Origin of the sequence: Microbacterium sp. DWRC1-3 (assembly GCF_049896645.1) — a bacterium.
Lineage (GTDB): Bacteria > Actinomycetota > Actinomycetes > Actinomycetales > Microbacteriaceae > Microbacterium > Microbacterium maritypicum.
The window spans coordinates 704,818-726,353 of the sequence record NZ_JAFCUS010000001.1 but is presented as its reverse complement, the minus strand read 5'-3'; the positions used below and the strand labels follow the sequence as shown (position 1 = coordinate 726,353).

The window sequence follows — 21,536 nt, the reverse complement described above, 5'->3', positions numbered from 1 at the left end:
TCCGGGGCCTGCCCGGGCACCAGGCCCGCGTCGCGTCCGGCGACGTCGAGGGCGCCGAGTAATGTGAATACGTGACAGGAACACGAGCAGAAGCGGCATTCTCCCGCGCTGTCACCGCATTCAGCACTCCTACGCTCGATCTGCTGCACGGTCGCTTCGCGCCGTTCGTGGTGGCGTCGCTCTCGCTCCTGTTCACCGCCGACCGGGCATCCATCCCGATCGCCGATGCGCAGGCCGAGCTCTCCGAGATCCTCGACGAGTTGCGGGGAGCGGGCGACGATGAGGACGACCGTCGGGTACCGGCGGGGACGGGACGCGACGTCGCCAGGAACTGGGTGCGACTGGGCTGGCTGGTGCAGCAGATCGATGAGGACATCGAGGTGTACCGGCTGTCCGCACACGCGGTGGAGGCCCTGGAGATCGCGGGACGCACGGGAGGAGGCCGCACGCGTGTCTCCAACTCGCGGGTGCGCACGCTCCTCGAAGCCGTGGAGCATCTGGCCGACAGTGCCGAGGCCGATCCCCTTCGCCGGCTCGCCCGTCTGCGTGAGGAGCGCGCCGCGCTCGACGCCGAGATCGACCGGATCGAGGAATCGGGCCGGGCCGATCCACTGGACGACGAAGAGCTCTACGAGGAAGCCGAGAACGTGCTGCATCTGGCGCGCGAGCTCCCGGCCGACTTCACACGGGTCGCCGAGTCCCTCAAGCTGATGCAGCGCGACGTCGTCGCCCATCTGCGCCGCGACGAGCGGCCGACGGGTGAGGTGCTCCGCGAATACCTCCAGCGCGCGCAGGACGTGATGAACTCGACGCCGGAGGGGCGCGCGTTCGCCGGTGCCCTGAGACTCATCGGCGATCCGGACCGCATCGATGCGCTCACCGAACAGCTGCACGGCCTGCTCCGGCAGCCGTTCGCCCGCATGCTCGACGCCACCCAGCGTGCCGAACTCGATGCGATCGGGCGTCGGGTGGAACTCGGCGTCGAGGAGGTCCTCGCCGCGCAGCGGCGGGCATCCCATGTCATCACCGGCCAGGTGAAGACCCATGATCCGCTGCGGGACCGTCAGATCGACGACCTGCTCCGCGACGTCATCGCCGCGCTTCACGTCTGGGATGGCACGGGGGCGAGCGCCGCGCCGGTGCGCAGCCTCCCGCTCATCGATCTGGGTCACCTCAGACAGACGGTGAGCAGCATCCGCCCTCCCGCCGTCCCCGCCCCGCTCGCGGATGCCGAGGATGTCGAGTTCCCCGATGTCGACACGCGAGCGTGGGGTGGTCCGAGGTATGCGGAGCTCGAAGAGTACGTCTCGAACCTCGGACCGGAGTTCGATCTCGCGACCGCTTTCGAGGACGCCGCCGACGACACCCGCCGGCCCGTCGACCTCGTCGGCCTGCTCGAGATCGCTCATCGCAACGGCATGACCGAGAGCGATGCGGTCTCGGTCGTCGAGGCGCTGCGTCCCGACGGCTCGACACGACGTTTCGCGTTCGGCGCCGTCACGGCGCGCAACCCGAAGGAAGAAGCACATGCCTGAAGAGAGCCTCGTGACGGAAGCGCCGGTGGACGACGCGTTCATCGCCCCCGTCCCGATGGAAGACGACATCGAGGAGCACTTCGCGGGTGATCGAGGGACGCTCGATCCCGAGATCCGACGGCTGCTCGCGCACATCCTCCAGCGTCGTTTCATCGCCGCGGAGCGCAATCGTCGGGAGTGGACGCTCCTGCTCGACCACCAGCAGGTGATCGAGTCGCGGCTGAACGACCTCTACCTCCGCCTGGTCGTCGACCACGGTCGCGGTTTCGCCTACAAGCAGCAGTTGCGCTCCGATGAGATCGACATGCCGGTGCTGCTGAAGGATGCGCCCTACACGCGAGCCGAGACCCTGGTGCTGGTGCATCTTCGCACGGTGTATCAGCGCGAGTCCGCCGCCGGTGAGGCATCCGTGCGCATCGACATCGAAGACCTCGAGCAGACGGTGCTCAGCTACTTCACTGACGTCGACGGGGGCACGGCCCGACAGCAGAAGGCCATCCGGAACGCGATGGACCGTCTGGATCGAGAGGGCATCGTCCAGGAGGAGACCAGTGGGCGCTATCGGATCAGTGCGCTCGTCGAGGTCGTCCTCAGCGCCGAGACCCTGAAAGAGCTTCGCGATTGGCTGCGGTCGCAGGAAGTGGTGGAACGATGACCATGGTCGACACGCTCTTCGGACTCATCCCCGCGGGGTCGCGGGGACAGCAGTGGGTCGCGGAGGAGCTGCAGCTGATCAACTGGGGCGGATACGACGCCGGCCCCCATCGTGTGCGCTTCTCACCCGACGCGACCCTGCTCTGCGGGGGCTCGGGTTCCGGCAAGTCCACCCTCATGGATGCGTACATCGCCTTGATGATGCCCCACACGACGCCGTTCAACGGCGCCTCGAACGGCGGAGTGACGGGTCGCCCTCGCGGCGACGAGCAGCGGAACATCCTCTCCTACGGGCGCGGGAAGATCGACGAATCCCGCACCGAGGACGGCACGAAGCTGCGTGTGCTCCGCGGCGACGGCGAAGACACATGGAGCGCGATCGCGACGACGTGGCTCGATCACGACGGATCGCGTTTCACCGCGGTGCGCGCGTGGTACATCCCCGCGGATGCTCGCACTCTGGAGGACACGACCCGGGTGCGGGCCACCGTGAACGGGGCATTCGATCTGGGGCTTCTGGAGAAGGCGGCCACGCAGAGGCTCTCCGATGCGTCGGTACGGGCGACGGGACTGGAGACCCTGGCGACGGACCGCGAGTTCTCGGCGCGGCTGCAGGCGGTTCTCGGCATCGGGGCGGCAGGTTCCGGTGCGAAGGCGATCAGCCTCCTGGCGAGGATCCAGGCGGGGCAGCAGATCACGACGGTCGACGATCTGTACAAGAAGCTCGTGTTGGAAGAGCCAGAGACCATGGCCACCGCCGATGCCGTGGTGGCGCATTTCGACGAACTCGAGAGCACGCGCACGAGAATGCTCACCGCGAAGCAGCAGGTGAGCGCGCTCGAGCCGATCCGCGGGATCAAGGACCGCATCGCCGCGGCCGCCGAACGCGTGCGGGTGATCGACGAGGTCGGCGTCTTCACCGATCCCTCCTCGCTCGCCGCGCTCTGGAACGCGCAGCGGCGCCTGGATCTGCTGCGCGAGGTCGAGGTCGAGCTGGGGGATCGCACCCGCGCGCTCAGCCTCGCCGTCCGCGAGAAGCGCGCCCTCGTCGATGCCGCCGATCTCGAGCGTGAAGGCCTCCTCGATGTGCTGCGGCAGTCCGGCGGCGACCGCCTGGAGACCGCACAGCGTGAGCTGCGCGTGGCCGAGCGTCGTCTGGAGGACGTCCGGCGGGAGAGGGCGAAGTTCGACGCGATCGCCGAGGAGCTCGGGGTGGAGGTCGAAACCGCCGCGCAGTTCGATGCCTTCGTGGCCGGCACCCGGGGCTCATCGCCGAAGTCCGACATCCGCGACGCGCGTGCGGCCTTCGCGGACGCGGAGACGGCGCGCAGGACCGCCGAGGCCGAGATGCGGAGTCTGCGCGACGAACGCGAGAGGACCATCCGCGTGCGCGGCAGCATCCCCGCGCACCTCGACGAGTCACGCGCACTGCTCGCACAGGCGGTCGGACTCGCGCCATCGGATCTTCCGTTCGTCGGGGAACTCATCGAAGTGCGCACGGAGTTCGAGCCATGGCGCGAGGCCTTCAACCTCGCGCTCGGCGGCTTCGCGAGGACGCTTCTGATCGACGTCGAGCATCTGGCAGAGTTCCGTTCCGCCATCAACGCGGTGCGCACCCCGGAACGGCTCAACTACGAAGGCGTCCAGACGGGGCTCCCCGAGATGCGGGGCGCCGACCCGAAGACGCTCCCCGGGCGGCTCGACCACCTGCCCACGCCCTTCACCGGCTGGCTCCAGCAGAGACTCCAGGAGCGCTTCGGGTACGTCTGCGTGGACTCGTCGTCGCAGCTGGGCGCGCATCAGAGAGCGCTCACCATCAGCGGTCAGGTCTCGCAGGGGAGTCGCGGCGCGCACGGCGGGCAGGGCCGCGCCAACATGCTGGGCTTCACCAACGACCGTCGTCTGCGTGAGATCGATGAGCAGCTGCGGCAGCTGAGCGCTCGGCATGACGAGTGCGCTGCCTCTGCGGCGGACGCCGAGGCGGCCCTCGACCGGATCGAGGCGCGGTCGACCGCGTTCGCGAGGATCGATGACCTGACCTGGGAGCAGATCGATGTCGCCGCGGTGGAGGCGGAGCGAGAGCGCTGGGTCGCCGTCGAAGCCGAGGTCACCACGGCCAGCCCCGAGATCGGCCAGCTCCGGCACCAGGCCGACGACCTGAGGACTCAGGCGGCCCGGCTCCGCGACGACGAGGCGCGTCTGAGCAATGAGCTCGCACAGACGCAGGATCACTGGGGCCAGGTCACCGACGACGTCGACGCGTGTCAGAGCGTCATCGATGCGGCCGCGGCATCGGGACTCGAGATGGGGGAGCGGCACGCGTCGTTCCTCGATGGTCGATTCCTGCATTCCGAGACGGGGGACACCCCGTCCGCGGCGGAGCGCCTGGCGCACCTGGACACCGCGCTGAGAACCGCGGCCCAGCGCCTTCACGAGGACCGCCGCGAGGCCGCCGAGGCGCACGAGCAGCAGCGCGAGAGCATGCGACGACTCATGACCGGGTTCCTGGAGCGCTGGGACAATCTGACGATCCTGCCGGATCCGGACGCGTCGGTCGGGGAGTTCGAGAGCATTCTGGAGGCGCTCCAGACCAACGGACTGCATGAGCTGGAGACCGAGTGGCGCGACAGCCTCCTCAAGCTCTCCGGCAACGATCTGACGAGTCTCGACTCGACTCTCAGCCGTTCGCTGCGCGAGATCAAGGATCGCATCGATCCCATCAACCGCATCATGGAGGAGCTGCCCTTCTACGATGACGATCACCGCCTGCAGATCACCCCGCGGGAGAATCAGACGGAGGCGCGCAAGCGCTTCCGACGTGAGCTCCGCGAGGTGCGGGGACTGATCGATGCGGCCTCGACCGATGCGGAACGGGAGGCCGTGTATCGCAAGATGAGCCGCCTCATCGCCCGGATGCGTCGGACGGCGCCCGACTTCGCCGAACTCATCGACGTGCGAAACCACGTGCGGGTGAGCGCGGAGCGGGTCACCGCCGCGACACGAGAGCACGTCGCGCTCTACGATCACATCGGCGAGAAGTCCGGAGGGGAGTCCCAGGAGCTCGTCGCCTTCATCGTCGGCGCTGCTCTGCGCTACCAGCTCGGAGACGCGGGGGCGGCACGGCCGCGCTACGCGCCGGTCTTCATGGACGAAGCTCTGATCAAGGCGGATGCCCACTTCACCAAGCGCGCGATCGGCGCCTGGAGAGGACTCGGCTTCCAACTCGTGATCGGTGCGCCGAACGACAAGTACAGTGCGATCGAGCCGCACGTCGATGTCGAGTACAACATCCTCAAAGACACGCGCGGTCGCTCCTGGGCGAAGGCGAAGGTGGGGCTTCCGCAGGAGGCGGTCTGAGGAGAGGCGGTCTGAGGCGGGCGGTCGTCCTCCGCGCCGCTACTCGCACTCCCCGAGGAAGCCGAGGTAGCAGACGGCCTCGTGGGTGACCGCTGCTTCATAGTCGTTGTTGGACACCTGCCGCGTCGCGGTCTCGGGCGTGCGGGTGACGTGGCCGAAATCGCCGAGCGAGGCGACGACCGAACCCTCCGAATCCTCCGCGCGCATGCGGTCGATCTCGGCGCGGTGCTGTCCGCAGAGGGTCACGGCCGCAGGAACGAGTTCGACGCCGGCGCAGGCTCCGGCGTAGTTGACCTCCATCGCATCGATGCAGTCCGTCCAGTCCTGGTCGACGGCGCACGGGCTCACTCCGTCGTCCGACACGAGGTACAGGCCGGTCTCGTACTCCTCGCTGTGGAACGTCTCCGGCTTCTCCGGCGAATCGACCTTCGTCCAGTGACGAGCGGTCGTGAAGGCCACCACCACGATGATGACCGCGATCAGCAGCAATGCACCGACGATCGAAAGCGCCACCCAGAGGCCGACCCGGCTCTTCTTCTGCGGCTCGCCGGAGGTCGGAGGAACGGCGTGGCCGGCGTATTCCGCCGGGCCTCCGCCGTAGGCCGGGGGAGCGGATGCAAACGCGGCCGCCCGCGCGAAGTCATGCCCGCCGAGGGGAATCGTCTCGGCGGTCGGCGAGGCGTCCGGCGTCGAGGAGGCGTCGACGGCAGGCGCCGTCTGCGGGTTCGTGGACAGCCAGTACTCGTACCAGCTCCGGCTGGCCTGCGGGTCGGCGGCGACCTGCTGCGCCTGGGCATCCGTGAGCTGGATGCCCAGTCCCTGCCGGGAGACGGCGTCCAGCAGGGAGGAACGGAATTCTTCGATAGACAGCGCCATGCTCGTGATGATGGCAGATACCGGGTCGTCCGACAATCCGCTCCCGAACGGCGATGTCGCAGGCATCGGGAAGAATGTCGAGGTGATCGGTATGAGGAGCTTCTGGAACGCGCTGCCCACCGAGGGGCGCTGGTTGCTGTCGACCGTGGCCGTTCAGACGCTCGGGCGCGGCATGACACTGCCGTTCACGATCATCTACTTCCACGAGGTGCGCGGTTTCGACCTCGGCATCTCGGGGGCACTGATGAGTCTCATCGCGATAACGGGTCTGGTCGTGACCGGTCCGGGGGGAACCCTGATCGACCGCTTCGGCGCACGGCGGGTGCTGATCGTGGGGCTGCTGTCCATGATCGCCGGATGCACGCTTCTCGCCTACGCCACGCACCCGGCGGTCGCCGCGGTCGCCGTCATGCTCATCGGCGTGAACTTCGGTGTGTCCTGGCCGGGGTTCAATGCACTCATCGCCACCGTGGTCGAGGGGGAGGTGCGCCAGCAGTACTTCGGCGTCAACTTCGCACTGGTGAACCTCGGGATCGGCGTCGGAGGAGTGATCGGCGGCTTCTTCGTCGATGTCACCGATCCCGCCACCTTCACGACGATCTTCCTCGTCGACGCCGCGAGCGGCCTGATCCCGCTCGCTCTGATTCTCGGGCCGCTCCGCCACGTGCGCACGCAGCATGAGGCAGCGGTCGACGCCCCGCCCGTCGGGGGATACCGGGAGATCCTGCGTCGACCCGCCGTGCTGTGGCTGACCCTTCTCACGTTCCTGTCGGTCTTCATCGGATACGGGCAGATGGAGGCCGGCTTCCCGGCTTTCGCGCGACAGGTCTCCGAGGTCTCCACCCAGGTCGTCGGCATCTCGTTCGCCGTGAACACCGCGGTCATCGTGTTGCTGCAGTTCGCCGTCCTGAAACTGATCACCGGCAAGAGGCGCACGAGGGTCATGCAGGTGATGGCGCTCATCTGGGCGCTGTCGTGGGTGCTGCTCGGGGCGACCGGATTCCTGCCGGGCACTCTGGTCGCGGCCATCGGGGTGATCGCCTACATGGGCGTCTTCGCGTTCGGGGAGACGATGCTGCAGCCCACCGTCCCCGCGATCTACAACGACCTGGCCTCCGACCGTACGCGCGGTCGCTACAACGCCATCAACTCCGCGGCGTTCCAGGGCGGTGCAATCATGGGGCCGCTCGTCGCCGGCGTCCTGCTCGGCGGCGGGCTGGAGGGCTGGTTCATCGGCCTGATGATCGCGGGGAGCCTCGCTGTCGGGCTGCTGGCCCTGGTGCTGGAGCGCGCGGTCGACCCGGCGGCCAACGGAGTGGTCGACATCCATCGAATGGAGGAGCCCGACGAGGTCCGCACACAATAGGCTCCGATCATGGCTCTGGAGTCTCTTTTCCTCCGACTGGATCGGATCGCCGGCGGGCGGCAGGCGGGCGTCGCCATCAGCGAGGCCGACCGCACGCACCCCAAGACCGTGCGTGCGTTCACCTGGATCATCTGGCTCCTGGTCGTCGAGCTGATCATCGGGGTCGGCGCCGTCGCCGTCGCACTCGCGTTGGCAGTCGACGGCGCATCGGTCTCGTTCGCCGTCTGGATGCGCACGCTCGTCGTGCTGGCGATGACCGCGACCCTGTTCTACTTCGCGTGGCGGGCGCAGCGCGGATGGCGGTGGGCGTATCAGCGTCTGCGCCTGTTCGCGCAGATCTTCCCGGTGATCACGCTCGTGATGGCAGCGATCCCCGGGCTCTACCCACTCTGGATGGTGTCGGAGCAGATCGTGTTCAGCCTGATCATGATCGGTATCGCCGACTTCCTGACGAGCGATCACATGCGCAGCACCTTCGCGGCGCCGCGCGCCGAGCCCGACGGGGAATAGCACGACGGCACCCCGCCACGCCACTCCCTTCCGCTGGTCGACACGGCCGGGCATCCTCGATCGCAGACAGTCGAGGAGGGGAACACGATGGCAAGACTCATCCGGGTGGTACCGGGGCAGGATCCGGGCTTCCGGCGCGTGCGATCGGGGTCGGGGTTCCGCTACGTCGATCCGGCAGGGGACACGGCGCCCGAGGCCGATCGTGAGCGGATCCACGATCTCGTGATCCCTCCCGCCTGGCAGGACGTGTGGATCGCGGCCGACCCGCTCGCGCACATCCAAGCCGTGGGGGTCGACGGTGCCGGGCGCAGGCAGTACCTGTATCACCCGCTGTGGCGTGTGACGCGGGACCGCCGGAAGTTCGTACGTGCGCTCGATCTCGCGGCCGTCCTTCCTCGCGCCAGAGCCCAGGTCACCAGGGCGCTCGCGCAGGAGGGGCAGACGAAGGAGCGCGCTCTCGCCATCGCGTTCCGTCTTCTCGACGATGCGGCCCTGCGCATCGGGTCGGAGCGATATCTGGTTCGGCACGGCAGCCGTGGTCTCACGACGCTTCGACGGCGTGATGTGCGCGTGGCGGGCAGCGAGGTCGCCCTGTCGTTCCCGGCCAAGAGCGGTCGCACGGCATCGATCGAGATCACCGACGAGTCACTCGCCGACGCGCTCACGGACTTCGCGGCCGGGAAGTCGGGGGCCTTCCTGCTCGCGTACCGCCGGGGGCGCCGTCGCATGCGGATCACACCCGCCGAGGTCAACGCCTACTTGCGGGAGGTCACGGGAGCGTCCTTCACCGCGAAGGACTTCCGCACGCTTCACGGGACGATCATCGCCGCGGATGCCCTCGCGCGGATCGGTGAGCTCGACAGTCGCAACCACCGGAGCCAGGCCGAGCGCCTCGCCGTGCAGGCGGCGGCGACGGCGCTCGGCAACACCACCGCCGTCGCGCGCGGCAGCTACATCGATCCCCGGGTGTTCAGCCAGTACGCCCGAGGGCGGACGCTCGATCTCTCGGTGACGCCCGAGACGGCCATCCGTCGTCTCCTCGGCGGCCCGGAGATCTCCCGGAAGGTCAACCGGCGAGCAGGAGCCAGACGACGGCGATGAGCATCGGGACGAGAGGCGTCGCCACGGCAGCCAGGACCGGCCACCACCGCACGCGTGTGTCGACCCGGCGCGCCCTGGCGGCGAGCGCGTCGCCGTCGCGGCGGTAGGCCTCCGGATCGAGGGGAGCGGCAGCTTCGTCGCGATAGAGCAGGGTGCGACGTCCGAAGCGGTCATGCAGTGCGGCGATCACGGTGAGGAACCGGTGCAGCTCTGCGTCGTCGGTCAGGTCGACGGCGGGGAAGTACACGTGCAGCGTGCTGTCGACGATCTCCAGGTCGAGGTCGGCGCTCGCATCGAGGAGGATCACCATGAGGTCGGGAGTGAGCACATAGAGGGCATCCGTCTCGTAACCCGTCGGTACCGACACGTCGAAGACGTCGCTGAAGTCGCCCTCGAGTCGGAACCGCGATCGGCCGGTCGGGCGTCGTGGGAGCACACTGAGTGCTCCTCCGCCGCGCCGCGACCGGAGCGTGATCCGCGGCGCCTCGGACGGCAGTGGGATCCGCACCGCGCGCACCGTGTGCACGGTCGCCCCTTCGCGGTCGCCGACGACGAAGGTGCGCTCGACGCTGTCGAAGGGGATCTCGGAGCGACGCCCGTCGAGGTGATCTCGTGCAGTGCGACTCCCGCGATCGATCTGCTCGTCGATGGAGCCGCCCCACACGTGGTCACCGATGTCCGCGCGATACTCCCAGCCGAGTGCCGCGGCGACCGCGGCGAGGGCGGCACGTCGCCGCTGGTGCCGGCGGATGGTGATCGTCGAGGAGGCGACGAGCGCTGCACCGAGGAGAATCGCCCCCACCTGGGCGAGCGCGAGGATCGCGCCCGTCAGGCCGAACCCCACGGGCAGCAGGTAGAACGCCAGTGCTCCGGCGATCCCGAGGGTCGCAAGGGACGCCGCGACGAGGATCAGAGCGCCCCGCGCGCCATCCTCTGCGCGCGGTGCGGTCGCGCCGACCGAGAGCGTCGGCACCGTCAGGGCTTGTACACGATGGCGATGTTCAGCTGATCGCCCTCGCGGGCCCAGGCGAGCCATCGGGGTTCGCCCGTGCTGGTGAGCCGTTGGATCGGGATGACGTAGACGCCCTGCTCGGGGCGGCTCAGTGCGCGGAACTCGGGCTTCTTCGAGATCCAGATGGTGCCGCCACCGTCCCAGGGCTCGAGGCAGGTGTAGACGTAGCCGTGCGCGCGCAGGTTGACCCGGTCCGTGAGGGCTTCCGCCTGCTGCTTCAGCTCCGAGATGATCTCCTCGGGGACCTTCCCGTCGAGGGTGAAGGCCGCCACGTCGTACACGTTTCCCTCGCCGTAGTCCCTCGTGGCGAGCAGCGTCAGCTCGGTGACCCCCTTGTCGGAGGCACGGGTCCACAGCGCGTGCGAGTTCTTCGCGCGCTTGTTCATCAGGAACCCGCCGAAGTTCATTTTCTGGAAGGAGAAGTCGTCGAGCTTCGCCGCGATCTCTGCGCGTGTCGTCATGGGTGTCATGTCCTTGTCCGGGAGGTCGGATGGCCTCTCCGTCGAGTGAGCCTAGGGGTGCGGCGCGTCGGTTCGTCCGACTCCGAACGACCCCGAACGAACCCTGTCCGCAGACGCGCGACAGCGTGCCATAGGCTCGACTCATGCCCGCCCCGAGCACCCTCGATGAGCTCTGTCTGGGCCTCGGACGGATGCGTGCGGACGCGGGATCGCCGTCGTATGCCGAGATCGCCCGAAGGATCGGCAGCCTGCGCGACGGCGCCGAGCCTCCCAAGGTGACCGTCTACGACTGCTTCCGCCCCGGGCGGCGGCGGGTCGACGATCGTCTGGTCGGCGATATCGTGCGTGTGCTCGGCGGTGGGCGCACCGTGGCGGCTCGCTGGCGTGAGACCGCACGCGCCCTCAACGGCCAGAGATCGGGAGTCCACGTCGAGGTGACGCTCGGACCACGAGACGCCACCGGTGCGGATGTCGGACGAGAAGCGCTGCTGGCTGCGGTTCCCGCAGCGGACGTCCTCATCCTCACGGGCCTGCCAGGAGCGGGCAAGACCACTCTCGCCTCTGCACTGGCCGGCTCGTCGCCGGTGCTCACGGTGCACCTGCGGGAGTCGGAGCCCGACCGCCCGCACGCCGACCCGATCGACATCCTGCGGCGCATGCTCGGAGCGCTCGGCGTCCGCTCTCTTCCCTACGAACTGCCTCGTCTGCGGGAGCGGCTGCAGGCGGCAGCCCGCGACATCTCCGTGATCATCGAGGACGCGGGCGATGCCGGCCGCCTCGCGGCGCTGCTGGTTCCCGGTGTGCGCTTCATCGTCACAGCCCGCGTCGACCTGGCCGACCTCGAGCAGCGCCTCCCGTCGGCAGACGTGCATGTGGCGAGGGTCGTCGTCCCGCCGATGTCGAGTGGCGAAGCCCGCCGCCTCCTCGCTCGTCTGCTGCCTGTCGAGGAGGGGACATCCGCGAAGGGCGCAGAGGCAGCCCTGCGTGCGGATGCGCTGCGCCGCATCGTCGCGGTCGGAGGGGGGCTCCCGCTTGATCTCGTGATGCTGGCGGGAATCGTCCGCGAACACGAGGGCTGGTCGTTCCAGGACCTCGCATCGAGATTCGAGCACGAACCTCGCGACGCGCGCATCCGTCCGGTCCTGGAGGCGGCGACGCGTTCCCTGTCTCCGGCCGAGGCCGACCTTCTCGCCGATGCCGCGCTGCTGGACAGGGACATCGAGGAGGGCGTGCTCATCGCCGCGGCCGGTCCCTCCGCCGCGCGGGATCTGCGCCGCCTGCACGCCCGTCATCTGGTCGAGCTGCGTGAGGGGCATGTGCGCATGCACGACACGGTCTTCGCCTTCGCGGCAGAACGGTCACGGTCGCTCCGGCCGTCGTCGGTGCGCCGACGGTTCGTGGACAGATCCGCGTCCGAGGTGCTCTCCGGGATCGGGGAGGACCCCGACTTCGCCGCACGTGAAGTCTCGACCGTGCTCGCAGTCGCGACCGCAGCCCGCGAGCACGGCCTCGACTCCGCCGTCGAGCAGGTGGCGATCGCGGCGCATCCCGCGCTCTCGCGCTGGTCGCTCTGGAGCGAATCCCTGCAACTGCACGACTTGGCGGCGCGAGGGGAGGGGCTCGATCTCGTGCCGGACATCGCGCTCGGCGTGGCGCATTGCGCGGAGAAGCTCGGACGCCTCGACGAGGCGCTCATCACGCTGCAGCGGGTGCGCCGCATAGCCGCGGGATCGGCTCTCGCCCGCACTTGGAACCAGATCGGCAACGTCCAACGGTGGATGAGTCACCTCGATGAGGCGCTGGAGTCGTATGAACGCGCGGTCGCACATGCGCGGGATGCGCGGGACCGTGTCGTGGAGGGACGCGCCGCCGGCAACCATGCAGACACCCTGCGCATCCTCGCCCGTTATCCGGAGGCGCTGGAGGAGTACGCCCTCGCCCTGTCGATGGCGCGGGCGGAAGGCGACGATCTCAATGTGGCCGTCGTGCGCGGCAATCGCCCGCTGCTGCTCCTCGCGATCGGGCGGCTCGATGATGCGGAGAGTGAGCTGCACGAACTGCTGGACGCGTCCGGCGGTGAATCCCTGCCTTTCGTCCGACGCACGCTCGCCCTCGTCGCCGAGGCGCGGGGTGACGACAGGCAGGCCAGCGACCTGTCCGCGGTCGCGATGCAGAGCCTGCAGACGGCGAGGGAGTTCGCGACCTCGGCCGATCTCGAGCTTCTCGACGCGCGGATCGCCGGACGAGCCGGAGATGTCGTGAGGGCGAGGACCGCAGCGGAACGGATCCTCCGAGAGGCGGAGCGTGCGGGCTCGCCGCTGATCGCGACGGAGGCGGCGAACTCGCTCGCCGAGATCCTGGTGTCGGCGGCCACGAACGGGGCAGAAGATGCGGATGATCTCCTGCGTGAGGCCGAGCGGCACGCCCAGGAGGCACGGAGCATCGCCGAGGCGACCGGGGATCGTGCAGAAGTGGCCCGCAGCGATGCGATCCTCGCTTCTGTCGCGCGATCGAGAGGCGACCAGTCCACCGTTCTCGTGCGCGCGCAGGCCTCCGCACAGGTCTACGCCGAGATCGGACACCGCCTGCAGACCGCGTGACGTCTCGGACCACGGCGGTTCGTGCGGCATCCGGATGCCAGGATGGATGCATGGACACCGCCAACCTCACCCGCGAGGAGACCGCAGCGCGATCCGCTGCCGTCACCGTGCACCGCATCCGCGTCGAGCTCGACCTGACCGGAGCGCCGGAGCGCGCTCGCACCGGGTTCCCGACCGTGACGACGCTCGAGTTCTCGTCGACCGTCGACGCGACCTGGCTCGACTTCGTCGGCGAAGGCGTCCAGCGAGTCTGCGTGAACGGCGTCGATCAGGAGATCGTCTACGACGGTGCCCGCATCTCGCTCTCGGGCCTGGTGGATTCCAACGTCGTCCGCGTCGAGGCGATCGGCGCATACAGTCGCTCCGGTGAGGGTCTGCACCGGTTCCACGATCCGGTCGACGATGAGACCTACCTCTACACGCAGTACGAACCGGCCGACTCGCGGCGGGTGATGGCCTGCTTCGAACAGCCCGACATGAAGGCCGAGTACACCTTCGTCGTCGACGCCCCCTCCGGATGGGAGGTGCTCTCGAATCAGTCTCCGACGCACACCGATCTCGGTGTCGGCGTGCAGCGCGTGGAGTTCGCACCGACCCTGCCGATCTCGAGCTACATCACGGCCGTGGCTGCGGGACCCTACTCGCGGGTGGACGGCGAGTGGCGCCGCGACGATCAGAGCGTCGCCCTCGGCGTGTTCGTCCGCAGATCACTCGCTGCGCACCTCGAGGCCGAGGAGATCCTCGAGGTCACACGCCAGGGGCTGGACTTCTTCACCGATGCCTTCGCCTACCCGTATCCGTGGGGCAAGTACGACCAGATCTTCGTTCCGGAGTACAACCTCGGTGCGATGGAGAACCCGGGACTGGTGACGTTCACGGAGTCGTATCTCTCCCGTGGGGCGGCGACCGACGCGCAGCGCGCCGCGCGAGCCAACACGATCCTGCATGAGATGGCGCACATGTGGTTCGGCGACCTGGTGACGATGACCTGGTGGGACGACCTGTGGCTCAAGGAATCTTTCGCCGACTACATGGGCGCCCATGCGTCGGCAGTCGCCACGCGCTATCACGATGCGTGGGTCACCTTCGCCGCCAGCCGCAAGGCGTGGGCGTACCAGCAGGACCAGCTGCCGACGACGCACCCCATCGTGGCGGACATCACCGATCTCGAGGCCGCGAAGCTGAACTTCGATGGGATCACCTACGCCAAGGGTGCCGCCGTGCTCAAGCAGCTGGTCACCTTCGTCGGGGATGAGGCGTTCTTCGAGGGCGCCCGTCTCTACTTCGCCGCCAACGCGTTCGGGAACACGACGCTCGACGACTTCCTGGTGCAGTTGAGCGCCGTCTCGGGGCGGGACATGAGCGATTGGTCGGCGGCCTGGCTGCAGACCTCGGGCATGTCCACGCTGTGGACCGAGACCGAGGCGGACGGGCGGAGCATCCTCGTGCAGACCGACCCTCGCCCGCATCGACTGCGCATCGGGCTGTACGAGCGTGTCGACGGCCGGGTCCTGCGGCGCGAGCAGCGTGAGCTCGACGTGGTCGGCGAACGGACCGAGATCGACCTGCCCGATGCCGATCTGGTGCTGCTCAACGACGACGACCTCACCTATGTGAAGGCTCGTCTCGATGCGCGTTCGCTCGCGACGGTCGAGGAGTCCCTCTCTGCGATCGACGACCCGCTGGCGCGCGCCCTCGTCTGGTCGTCGCTGTGGAACGCCACCCGCGACGGCGAGCTCGCGGCGGCGCGGTACCTCGAGATCGTGCGCACCCATGCGCCCGCGGAGTCCAACATCGGGCTGTTGACGGGCGTCCTCGCGAACGCCAGCTACACGATCCGCCACTTCGTCGCGGAGGCGAGCCGCGACCAGGAGCAGCAGCGCTGGGTCGAGACCGCGTGGAGCACGCTGGAGGCCGCGGACGCCGGGAGCGACGCGCAGCTCTCCTGGGCCCGGGCGTTCGCGACGGCATCCGCCTTCGACGACGGGCATCAGGAACAGGTGCGGGCACTGCTGGACGGGCAGGCACCCGAAGGCCTCGTCATCGATCCCGATCTGCGCTGGCAGCTCCTCACGGCGCTGGTCACCACCGGGCACGCCGATCTTGCGGATGTGGCCGCAGAGCAGCAGCGGGACGACACGGGCGACGGACGTACAGCCGCACGGCGGGCGCGGTCGTCGCGACCGGATGCCACCGTGCGCCGCGAGGCATGGGACTCCGCTTGGAACGACCTTGCGCTCAGCAACGATCACCTCGATGCCGAGATCGGGGGTTTCCGCGCCGGCGGGCGCCGTGATCTCGTCTCCGGCTTCGATGACGAGTACTTCGCGCGGATCGGGCAGGTCTGGGGCGCGCGCAGCATCGAGATCGCGCGACGGCTGGTGGTCGGGCTGTTCCCGGCCGGCGATTCGTTGGAACCGGTCGATGCATGGCTGGCCGCGAACGCCGAGGCGCCGGCCGCTCTCCGGCGGCTCGTGATCGAGCAGCGGGATCACCTCGCGCGTGAGCTGAGGGTCAGGGTCGCGCAGGCCTGAACCTGTGTGCCGTGTGCGGTCCGACGGTCGCCGGCCTCTCGACGATCGCGCCCGACGGGTGTGGTCGCGGGTGAGCGGAGTGCTCACAGGCGCGCGGCGTCAGGTCGTCGGGGCCGTCCGCAGCTGAGCGGATGTCTCGTGCCCGAGCGCGCGCAGATCGGGGCGGTCATCGCTCGAATGGCAGAGGATGATCGCGATCGCGGCCGCCCAGGCGCGTGCCCGCACCCAGGTCTCCTCGTCGTATCGGCGTCCCGTGGCTCGGCGGAACACATGTCGGCCTTCCGCGTCGAAGGCGAGCCATCCTGCGGCCAGGTCGTAGGCCGGGTCGCCGGCTGTGACGTCGCCGAAGTCGATCAGAGCCGACAGCCGATCACCGTCGACGAGGATGTTCCCGGGGTGCAGGTCGCCGTGGATCCAGACGGACTCGGTCGCGGGGGCGGCGTCGAGCCCGGTCTGCCAGATATCGGCGAGATTCTCGGCGATCGTCTCGGGAAGGTCTGCGAGGCGGGAGCGGATGCTGTCGTCACGCACCGCCAGCGGCACCCCGCGGACCGGGTTCCGGGGTGCGTCTGCAGGTGCATCCCGGTGGAGGGTGAGCAGGACGGCAGCGAGTTGAGCGGCCCAGACGGTGTTGTCCCGACGGGGGCGACCGAGAGCCTGGCCGCCGGGCAACCACGGCACGATCGACCAGGGCCAGGGGAAGTGCGGGGTCGGCGAACCTGCGAACACCGGTAGGGGCGTGCGGACGTTCGCCGCGGCCAGGTGCATCGCGATCAAGGGGAGCGCACGCTGCTCGTGCCGGATCAGCGGCGCCGCCTGGAGTCGGCGGGGGATGCGCACCGCGAGATCCGCCCCGAGACGCCAGGTGACGTTGTCCCATCCCTCGGCAGACCGCGTCAACGGAAGTGCCGCCAGCTCCGGTGCGACGGTGCGGACGAGTTCGCGGACGTCGCGCTCATCGAGTGCTACCTCCGCGCCGGGGGAGTCCGCCATGCTCAGAGATCGAGGGAGTCGCCGGGCTCCAGCACGAAGAACTCGCCGCCGCCCTGTTCCGTTGCCCACTGCAGCCGCTGCCTGTGCATGTTCTTCCCGATCACCGACAGCGTCATGTCGTGGGTCCCGAAGGAGCGACGAGGGGCGACCGCGAGCACGAAGTCCATCGCCTCGCCGATCTTCAGCCAGGGAGCGCCGAGCGGTGCGGCGAGAGTGCCGACCGCGACGCCCTCGGGGACCGCGTAGGAGTCGCCGGGGTAGTAGAGCTCGTCGTTCACGAGCACGCCCACGTTCTCGACGGTCGGGAGGGAGGAGTGGATGACTTCGTGGGTACCCCCGAAGAATCGCAGGGTGAATCCGCCGACGTCGACGGTGTCGCCGGGAGAGACGACGGTGATGTCGTATCCCTCTGCGGCGCGGGCGACCCCGGCGGGGGCGAAGATCGGCGTGCCGGGTGCCGCGCGCAGGAGTCTGTCGAAGTGGTCGGCCGTCCAGTGGTCCGGGTGCTCATGGGTGATCACGATCCCGACCAGATCGGCGAGGTCGTTCAGGGGCGTCGTGAACGACCCGGGGTCGATCAGAAGGGTCTTCTCGTTCGCATCGAGACGGAGGGCGGCATGTTCGAACTTGGTGACGCGCATGGGAAGAGTCAACTCCTTCCGCTCGCCCACGGCAAACGTATTCGGCGTCGGATTCGGTGCGCCACGCCCGGGATTCAGGAGAGGGTGGCGTCGATTTGGCGCAGTGAGAATCGCCGTGGCATACTTGAACGGTTGTCGCGGGACGGAAACGTTCCGCCAGACGGCCCCATCGTATAGCGGCCTAGTACGCTGCCCTCTCACGGCGGTAACGCGGGTTCGAATCCCGCTGGGGTCACACAACAGAGAAAGCCTCCGGTTCGCCGGAGGCTTTCTTGTTTCTCCCCCTCAGTGCCGGGGATTCAAGGACAGGGTGCGGAACGTCCGGTTCCTCAACGGCAGGATCATCAGGGCCATCATCGCGCCCCCGAAGAGTGCGAACGGCACCCCGACGGTCGTTGCCGATGCGAGAGCGCCGAAGCCGGCCATCGCGAGCGGCATCAGACAGTCGTCGCCGAGGCGCGTGAGCGCGCCCATCCGGCCGAGGTAGGCCGTGTCGACGGTCGCTGAGAAGGTGGCGCTGAGCAGCACCGAGGCGTATCCCGCGGTCGCACCGATCACGAACGCGGCTGCAGCGACGGTCCAGGCCGGACCGAACCCGAGCGCCACGATGCCTGCCCCTTGCACGACCAGCGCCCAGAACCCGGCGCGCGCCTCGTGACGTGGCCGCCACTTCGCCACCGAGACGGCCCCCAGCGCCGCGCCGACACCGAGGAGCGCTTCGAAGAGCCCGACCGCCTGAGCGCCCCACCCCTCGTCGTGAGCACGGAGGGCGAGTCCGAGCCCGATCGCCGGGCCGACCGCCAGATTCAACCCCGACAGTGCGATCACGAGCGTGCGGGTCGTGGGGTTCACGGAGAGATGGGTGAACCCGCGGGCGATGCCGCGCAGCGCGGACTCCTTCTCCGCGCGGGCGAGGCGGAAGCGCGGGCGCAGCCAGATCGCGATGAAGGCGACCACCACGGTGAAGGTCAGGGCGTTCACCGACGCGCTTGCGGCAAGGCCTGCGTGCGCCACGACGAACCCGCCTATCGCTGCACCTCCCATGGTCCCCAGGCGTGACGCCGTCTGGGCCGCAGCTCCGTAGGCCGGAAGATCGGCGGCTCTGACCAGCTGGCGGGCGATCGTGCCGGCTGACGGTTCGTAGAACGCATCGCATACCCCGAAGGCGATGGCGGCGAGGAGGAGGACCGCGACCGAGGGCGGTGTCGTGAGCACCCACACGGCCACGGCGACCAGGACACCGACCCGGAGCACGTTGAACGCGAGCATGATGCGGCGGGCGTCCGCACGGTCGGCGATCACCCCTCCGAACAGGAGGATCACCGCGCGGGGCGCCGTTCCTGCGGCGACGATCAGCCCGGCGACCGCGGGGGAGGCGACCTGCACGGCCGTCCAGGCGAGGGCGATCGTCCACAGGGCGTCACCGGCATCGGAGAGCGCCTTCACACCGATCCATGCATGCGCGAGGTGGTCCCGGCGGAACGCAGGAGGCGCGGTCACCTCGACGGGATCGCTGACCGTCGCCATCACGGCTCCGTGGGGAAGGCGTGCGCGAAGACGAAGACGGGGACGCGCTCCTGACCGTCGTCGAGGTCGATGCCCTCCTGCCACTCGCGGATCGCCCCGAGGATCCGCGCGGAGAGGTCGCGCAGCTCGTCGGGCGACGCCCAGGCGGTCGTCTCCGTGTTCGAGCCGTCGTATCCCGCGTACGCGGGGTCTCGGCGACTGCGGTGCCAGCGCTGCAGCCGGTCTATCTGCATCCGGATGCCCTGCCGCTGGGCTTCGCGCGCGAGCAGGGCATCGGCGGGGGAGTCCGCGTAGTCGTCGGTCGACCAGGTCAACCCGCGTCGAGCCACCTTCCACCAGCTGGTGCGCTTGTCACCGGCGGGATCCGGTGCGCGTTCGACGACGCCTGCGCGCTCCAGCATCCGCAGATGATGGCTGATGCTGCCGACCTGACTGTCGAGTGCGCGGGCGATCGCGGTGACCTGTGCCGTGCCGTACAGGAGCAGATAGTCGTAGATGCGTCGGCGCAGCGGGTGATGCACGGCGGTGATCACGGAGATGTCTTCCACGGGAGAAGACGCTAATCCCGCGGTGGTAGACGCACAAGACTTCTTGTATACCTCGGAATATCAACGAGAAGGCTCGCCCGGAAGCATCCGGGCGAGCCTTCTCCTAAGGGGCGGCGTCAGTTCTCTTCGACTGATGTCCCGCTTGAGGATCCCGCGGCGTCACGGCGGTTGCGACGCGTCCGGCGCAGGAGCCAGACGAGGAGCACGACCACCCCGGCGAGTGCGAGCCACGGGAGGATGAAGCCGAGGGCGATGACCAGTGCGTTCAGCGACACCACGAGACCGTTCCAGCCGGCCAGCAGGCCGTCGCCGAAGCCGGCCGGGTCAGCGGTCGTCGGTGCGCTCGCCTTCGTCAGCTGCACCTGCAGGGAGGACATCGCGACCTGGTCGTCGAGAGCGGCGAGCTGCTGTTCGTAGGATTCGAGCTGGGCCTGGCGGTCGGTCAGTGCGACCTCGGCCTCGATCAGCTCGGACACGCTTCCCGATTGCGCCATGAGCTGCGTGAGCCGCTCGACCGATGCCTTCGTGGAATCGACGCGGGCGCGCAGATCGATCGCGGCAGACGTCACGTCCTGCTTCGACGTCGACGACGAGAGCACCTCTCCGGTGTCGGCGAGGGCGGCGATCACGTCGGGAAGATCCGCCGACGGCACCCTGATGCCGACCCAGCCGTACGCCGAATCGGCGGTGTCGGTGGCGGGATCGGTGCGGCCGTCGAGCGGGACCGACTTCCCGATCTCCGTGCTCTCGACGTAGCCGCCGTGCTCCTCGGCGAGGGCCGCGATCGCCGTCGCCGCCTCGGGGATGCTCTTCACCTGAACGGTCGCCTGCGCGGTGGCGATGATCTCGCGCCCGCTCTCCGCGTCAGCGGCACCGGGGAGCGTCGCCGCGTTCGCATCGGAGCTCATGGCGCCACCGTCCGACAGCGACTCGGGAGCCACGCCCGTGAGCCGCTCGGGCGATGTGGGCGCGGAGTCGGCGACCGTGCCGCTGGAGAAGCCGATGCCTTCGGCCGTCACGGAGGTTCCCCCGCCTGCGGCGCCGAGGATGGGGGGCGTCACGAGCACGCCGACCACGAAGGCCGCGGCGATGCCGCCGCCGGTGAGCCACCGCCGCCGACGAGCACGGGACTTGGCCTCGGCCGGGCGCGCCGGCGCGCGCTCGGAGGCGATCTCGGCGAAGACGGCGTCTTCGATACGGGCGATCGCCTCGTCCGAGAGGGCGGGCAGGTCGCTGCCGCTGGTCTTGTCGTTCATGCGTCTCTCACTTCCGTCACGGCGCCACGCAACTGCGTGCGTACTCGAGAGAGACGGTTCCTGACGACGGCGTGGGTCACCCCGAGCTCTTCCGCAGCCGCCTGATAGGCATAGCCCTCAGACGCGCACAGACGGAAGATCTCACGATCGAGTTCGCTCAACGTGCCCACTTCTCGGGCTATCCGCGCCGCCAGCTCGGCCGTGATGACCTGCTCCTCGACGCTCACCGTGTCCGGCAGCAGGGTCTCGTCCGCGGCCTCGGCGGTGTGCGCCTGATCGCGCCGACGCTGACGGAGCCGGTTGGCTGCCTGGAATCGGCAGATCGTGGCCAGCCACGGCAGGATCGACTCGCCCTGGAGCTCGAGGTCGGGGATCTTCCGCCAGGCGACGACGAACGTCTCCTGGGTCACATCCTCGGCGTCGGACGGCGAGGCGAGGATGCCCTGCGCGATCCAGTACACGGGACGCACGTGTGCGCGGTACAGCTCGCGAAAGGCGTTCTCGTCGCCGGCCGCGGCCTGCGCCGCCCATCTCTGATCAGTTGTCTGCAGGGGCATCCTGGTTC

17 protein-coding genes and 1 tRNA gene are annotated in these 21,536 nt (G+C 69.0%); 9 read left to right on the top strand and 9 right to left on the bottom strand.

Translation table 11 applies throughout. The features are described 5' to 3' along the window. Positions 1–71: 71 nt before the first annotated feature. Genes ACP699_RS03520 through ACP699_RS03510 form a run of 3 tightly spaced genes read left to right on the top strand, consistent with a single transcriptional unit; the run spans position 72 to position 5,546 of the window. Positions 72–1,535: a DUF3375 domain-containing protein gene (locus tag ACP699_RS03520; protein WP_055872658.1), complete on the top strand. Its 1,464-nt coding sequence runs from the start codon at positions 72–74 to the stop codon at positions 1,533–1,535. Next, the gene (locus ACP699_RS03515; protein ID WP_055868619.1) at positions 1,528–2,190 is read left to right on the top strand and encodes a DUF4194 domain-containing protein; all 663 of its coding nucleotides are present in this window, start codon (positions 1,528–1,530) and stop codon (positions 2,188–2,190) included. Before ACP699_RS03520 ends, ACP699_RS03515 begins: the two co-directional genes overlap by 8 nt. Continuing rightward, a complete protein-coding gene (locus ACP699_RS03510) occupies positions 2,187–5,546 on the top strand; it encodes an ATP-binding protein (RefSeq protein ID WP_426169230.1) in 3,360 nt (1,119 codons plus the stop codon). The genes ACP699_RS03515 and ACP699_RS03510 overlap by 4 nt, the downstream gene beginning before the upstream one ends. Before the next feature lie 39 nt (positions 5,547–5,585). Here the strand turns inward: ACP699_RS03510 and ACP699_RS03505 are convergent, their stop codons facing one another. After that, positions 5,586–6,422, bottom strand: a complete 837-nt coding sequence (locus ACP699_RS03505; RefSeq protein ID WP_426169227.1) for a hypothetical protein — start codon at positions 6,420–6,422, stop codon at positions 5,586–5,588. On the opposite strand from ACP699_RS03505, the gene ACP699_RS03500 reads away from it, so the two are divergent. The 3 genes from ACP699_RS03500 to ACP699_RS03490 all read left to right on the top strand — a co-directional run bounded on the left by ACP699_RS03500 (position 6,421) and on the right by ACP699_RS03490 (position 9,399). Beyond that, complete coding sequence (locus tag ACP699_RS03500; protein ID WP_082531454.1) at positions 6,421–7,788, top strand: MFS transporter; 1,368 nt, start codon at positions 6,421–6,423, stop codon at positions 7,786–7,788. The two genes, ACP699_RS03505 and ACP699_RS03500, sit on opposite strands and share 2 nt — an antisense overlap. Positions 7,789–7,797: 9 nt before the next feature. Continuing rightward, on the top strand, positions 7,798–8,298 hold the full coding sequence (locus ACP699_RS03495) for a hypothetical protein (protein ID WP_055868615.1): 501 nt from the start codon (positions 7,798–7,800) through the stop codon (positions 8,296–8,298). Between the two features lie 87 nt (positions 8,299–8,385). Beyond that, positions 8,386–9,399: a DNA topoisomerase IB gene (locus ACP699_RS03490; protein ID WP_426169222.1), complete on the top strand. Its 1,014-nt coding sequence runs from the start codon at positions 8,386–8,388 to the stop codon at positions 9,397–9,399. Here the strand turns inward: ACP699_RS03490 and ACP699_RS03485 are convergent. Beyond that, a complete protein-coding gene (locus ACP699_RS03485; protein WP_055868610.1) occupies positions 9,365–10,372 on the bottom strand; it encodes a hypothetical protein in 1,008 nt (335 codons plus the stop codon). The genes ACP699_RS03490 and ACP699_RS03485 overlap by 35 nt on opposite strands. 2 nt (positions 10,373–10,374) lie before the next feature. Then, the gene (locus ACP699_RS03480) at positions 10,375–10,872 is read right to left on the bottom strand and encodes a hypothetical protein (protein ID WP_127482434.1); all 498 of its coding nucleotides are present in this window, start codon (positions 10,870–10,872) and stop codon (positions 10,375–10,377) included. A gap of 143 nt (positions 10,873–11,015) precedes the next feature. Between ACP699_RS03480 and ACP699_RS03475 the strand changes: the two genes are divergently transcribed. Together ACP699_RS03475 and pepN are read left to right on the top strand one after the other, a co-directional pair. Beyond that, positions 11,016–13,472: a tetratricopeptide repeat protein gene (locus ACP699_RS03475; RefSeq protein WP_426169217.1), complete on the top strand. Its 2,457-nt coding sequence runs from the start codon at positions 11,016–11,018 to the stop codon at positions 13,470–13,472. Positions 13,473–13,522: 50 nt separating this feature from the next. Continuing rightward, the gene (gene pepN, locus ACP699_RS03470; RefSeq protein ID WP_426169214.1) at positions 13,523–16,006 is read left to right on the top strand and encodes an aminopeptidase N; all 2,484 of its coding nucleotides are present in this window, start codon (positions 13,523–13,525) and stop codon (positions 16,004–16,006) included. A gap of 99 nt (positions 16,007–16,105) precedes the next feature. Here the strand turns inward: pepN and ACP699_RS03465 are convergent, their stop codons facing one another. Beyond that, on the bottom strand, positions 16,106–16,999 hold the full coding sequence (locus tag ACP699_RS03465; RefSeq protein ID WP_426169211.1) for an aminoglycoside phosphotransferase family protein: 894 nt from the start codon (positions 16,997–16,999) through the stop codon (positions 16,106–16,108). Between the two features lie 2 nt (positions 17,000–17,001). Then, positions 17,002–17,640 (bottom strand): MBL fold metallo-hydrolase, encoded by a 639-nt coding sequence (locus ACP699_RS03460; RefSeq protein ID WP_055872641.1) that lies wholly within the window; start codon positions 17,638–17,640, stop codon positions 17,002–17,004. A 162-nt stretch (positions 17,641–17,802) separates the two neighbouring features. Between ACP699_RS03460 and ACP699_RS03455 the strand changes: the two genes are divergently transcribed. After that, positions 17,803–17,875 (top strand) — tRNA-Glu (locus ACP699_RS03455). A gap of 50 nt (positions 17,876–17,925) precedes the next feature. Here the strand turns inward: ACP699_RS03455 and ACP699_RS03450 are convergent. The 4 genes from ACP699_RS03450 to ACP699_RS03435 form a co-directional block, all read right to left on the bottom strand. Next, positions 17,926–19,167, bottom strand: a complete 1,242-nt coding sequence (locus ACP699_RS03450) for an MFS transporter (RefSeq protein WP_426169208.1) — start codon at positions 19,165–19,167, stop codon at positions 17,926–17,928. Next, the gene (locus ACP699_RS03445; protein WP_426169205.1) at positions 19,167–19,715 is read right to left on the bottom strand and encodes a helix-turn-helix domain-containing protein; all 549 of its coding nucleotides are present in this window, start codon (positions 19,713–19,715) and stop codon (positions 19,167–19,169) included. The genes ACP699_RS03450 and ACP699_RS03445 overlap by 1 nt, the downstream gene beginning before the upstream one ends. A 116-nt stretch (positions 19,716–19,831) precedes the next feature. Further along, positions 19,832–20,971, bottom strand: a complete 1,140-nt coding sequence (locus ACP699_RS03440; RefSeq protein ID WP_426169202.1) for a DUF4349 domain-containing protein — start codon at positions 20,969–20,971, stop codon at positions 19,832–19,834. Further along, entirely contained in the window at positions 20,968–21,528 is a 561-nt protein-coding gene (locus tag ACP699_RS03435) for an RNA polymerase sigma factor (protein WP_426169199.1), read from the bottom strand. Before ACP699_RS03435 ends, ACP699_RS03440 begins: the two co-directional genes overlap by 4 nt. Between the last annotated feature and the right edge of the window lie 8 nt (positions 21,529–21,536).

Excerpts from the sequence above, each read along its gene's own strand:
- ACP699_RS03435 (WP_426169199.1), bottom strand. The coding sequence starts at position 21,528 with ATGCCCCTGCAGACAACTGATCAGAGATGGGCGGCGCAGGCCGCGGCC.
- ACP699_RS03460 (WP_055872641.1), bottom strand. The coding sequence starts at position 17,640 with ATGCGCGTCACCAAGTTCGAACATGCCGCCCTCCGTCTCGATGCGAAC.
- ACP699_RS03505 (WP_426169227.1), bottom strand. The coding sequence starts at position 6,422 with ATGGCGCTGTCTATCGAAGAATTCCGTTCCTCCCTGCTGGACGCCGTC.
- ACP699_RS03515 (WP_055868619.1), top strand. The coding sequence starts at position 1,528 with ATGCCTGAAGAGAGCCTCGTGACGGAAGCGCCGGTGGACGACGCGTTC.
- ACP699_RS03475 (WP_426169217.1), top strand. The coding sequence starts at position 11,016 with ATGCCCGCCCCGAGCACCCTCGATGAGCTCTGTCTGGGCCTCGGACGG.
- pepN (WP_426169214.1), top strand. The coding sequence starts at position 13,523 with ATGGACACCGCCAACCTCACCCGCGAGGAGACCGCAGCGCGATCCGCT.
- ACP699_RS03450 (WP_426169208.1), bottom strand. The coding sequence starts at position 19,167 with ATGGCGACGGTCAGCGATCCCGTCGAGGTGACCGCGCCTCCTGCGTTC.
- ACP699_RS03510 (WP_426169230.1), top strand. The coding sequence starts at position 2,187 with ATGACCATGGTCGACACGCTCTTCGGACTCATCCCCGCGGGGTCGCGG.
- ACP699_RS03495 (WP_055868615.1), top strand. The coding sequence starts at position 7,798 with ATGGCTCTGGAGTCTCTTTTCCTCCGACTGGATCGGATCGCCGGCGGG.
- ACP699_RS03480 (WP_127482434.1), bottom strand. The coding sequence starts at position 10,872 with ATGACGACACGCGCAGAGATCGCGGCGAAGCTCGACGACTTCTCCTTC.
- ACP699_RS03490 (WP_426169222.1), top strand. The coding sequence starts at position 8,386 with ATGGCAAGACTCATCCGGGTGGTACCGGGGCAGGATCCGGGCTTCCGG.
- ACP699_RS03500 (WP_082531454.1), top strand. The coding sequence starts at position 6,421 with ATGCTCGTGATGATGGCAGATACCGGGTCGTCCGACAATCCGCTCCCG.
- ACP699_RS03465 (WP_426169211.1), bottom strand. The coding sequence starts at position 16,999 with ATGGCGGACTCCCCCGGCGCGGAGGTAGCACTCGATGAGCGCGACGTC.
- ACP699_RS03440 (WP_426169202.1), bottom strand. The coding sequence starts at position 20,971 with ATGAACGACAAGACCAGCGGCAGCGACCTGCCCGCCCTCTCGGACGAG.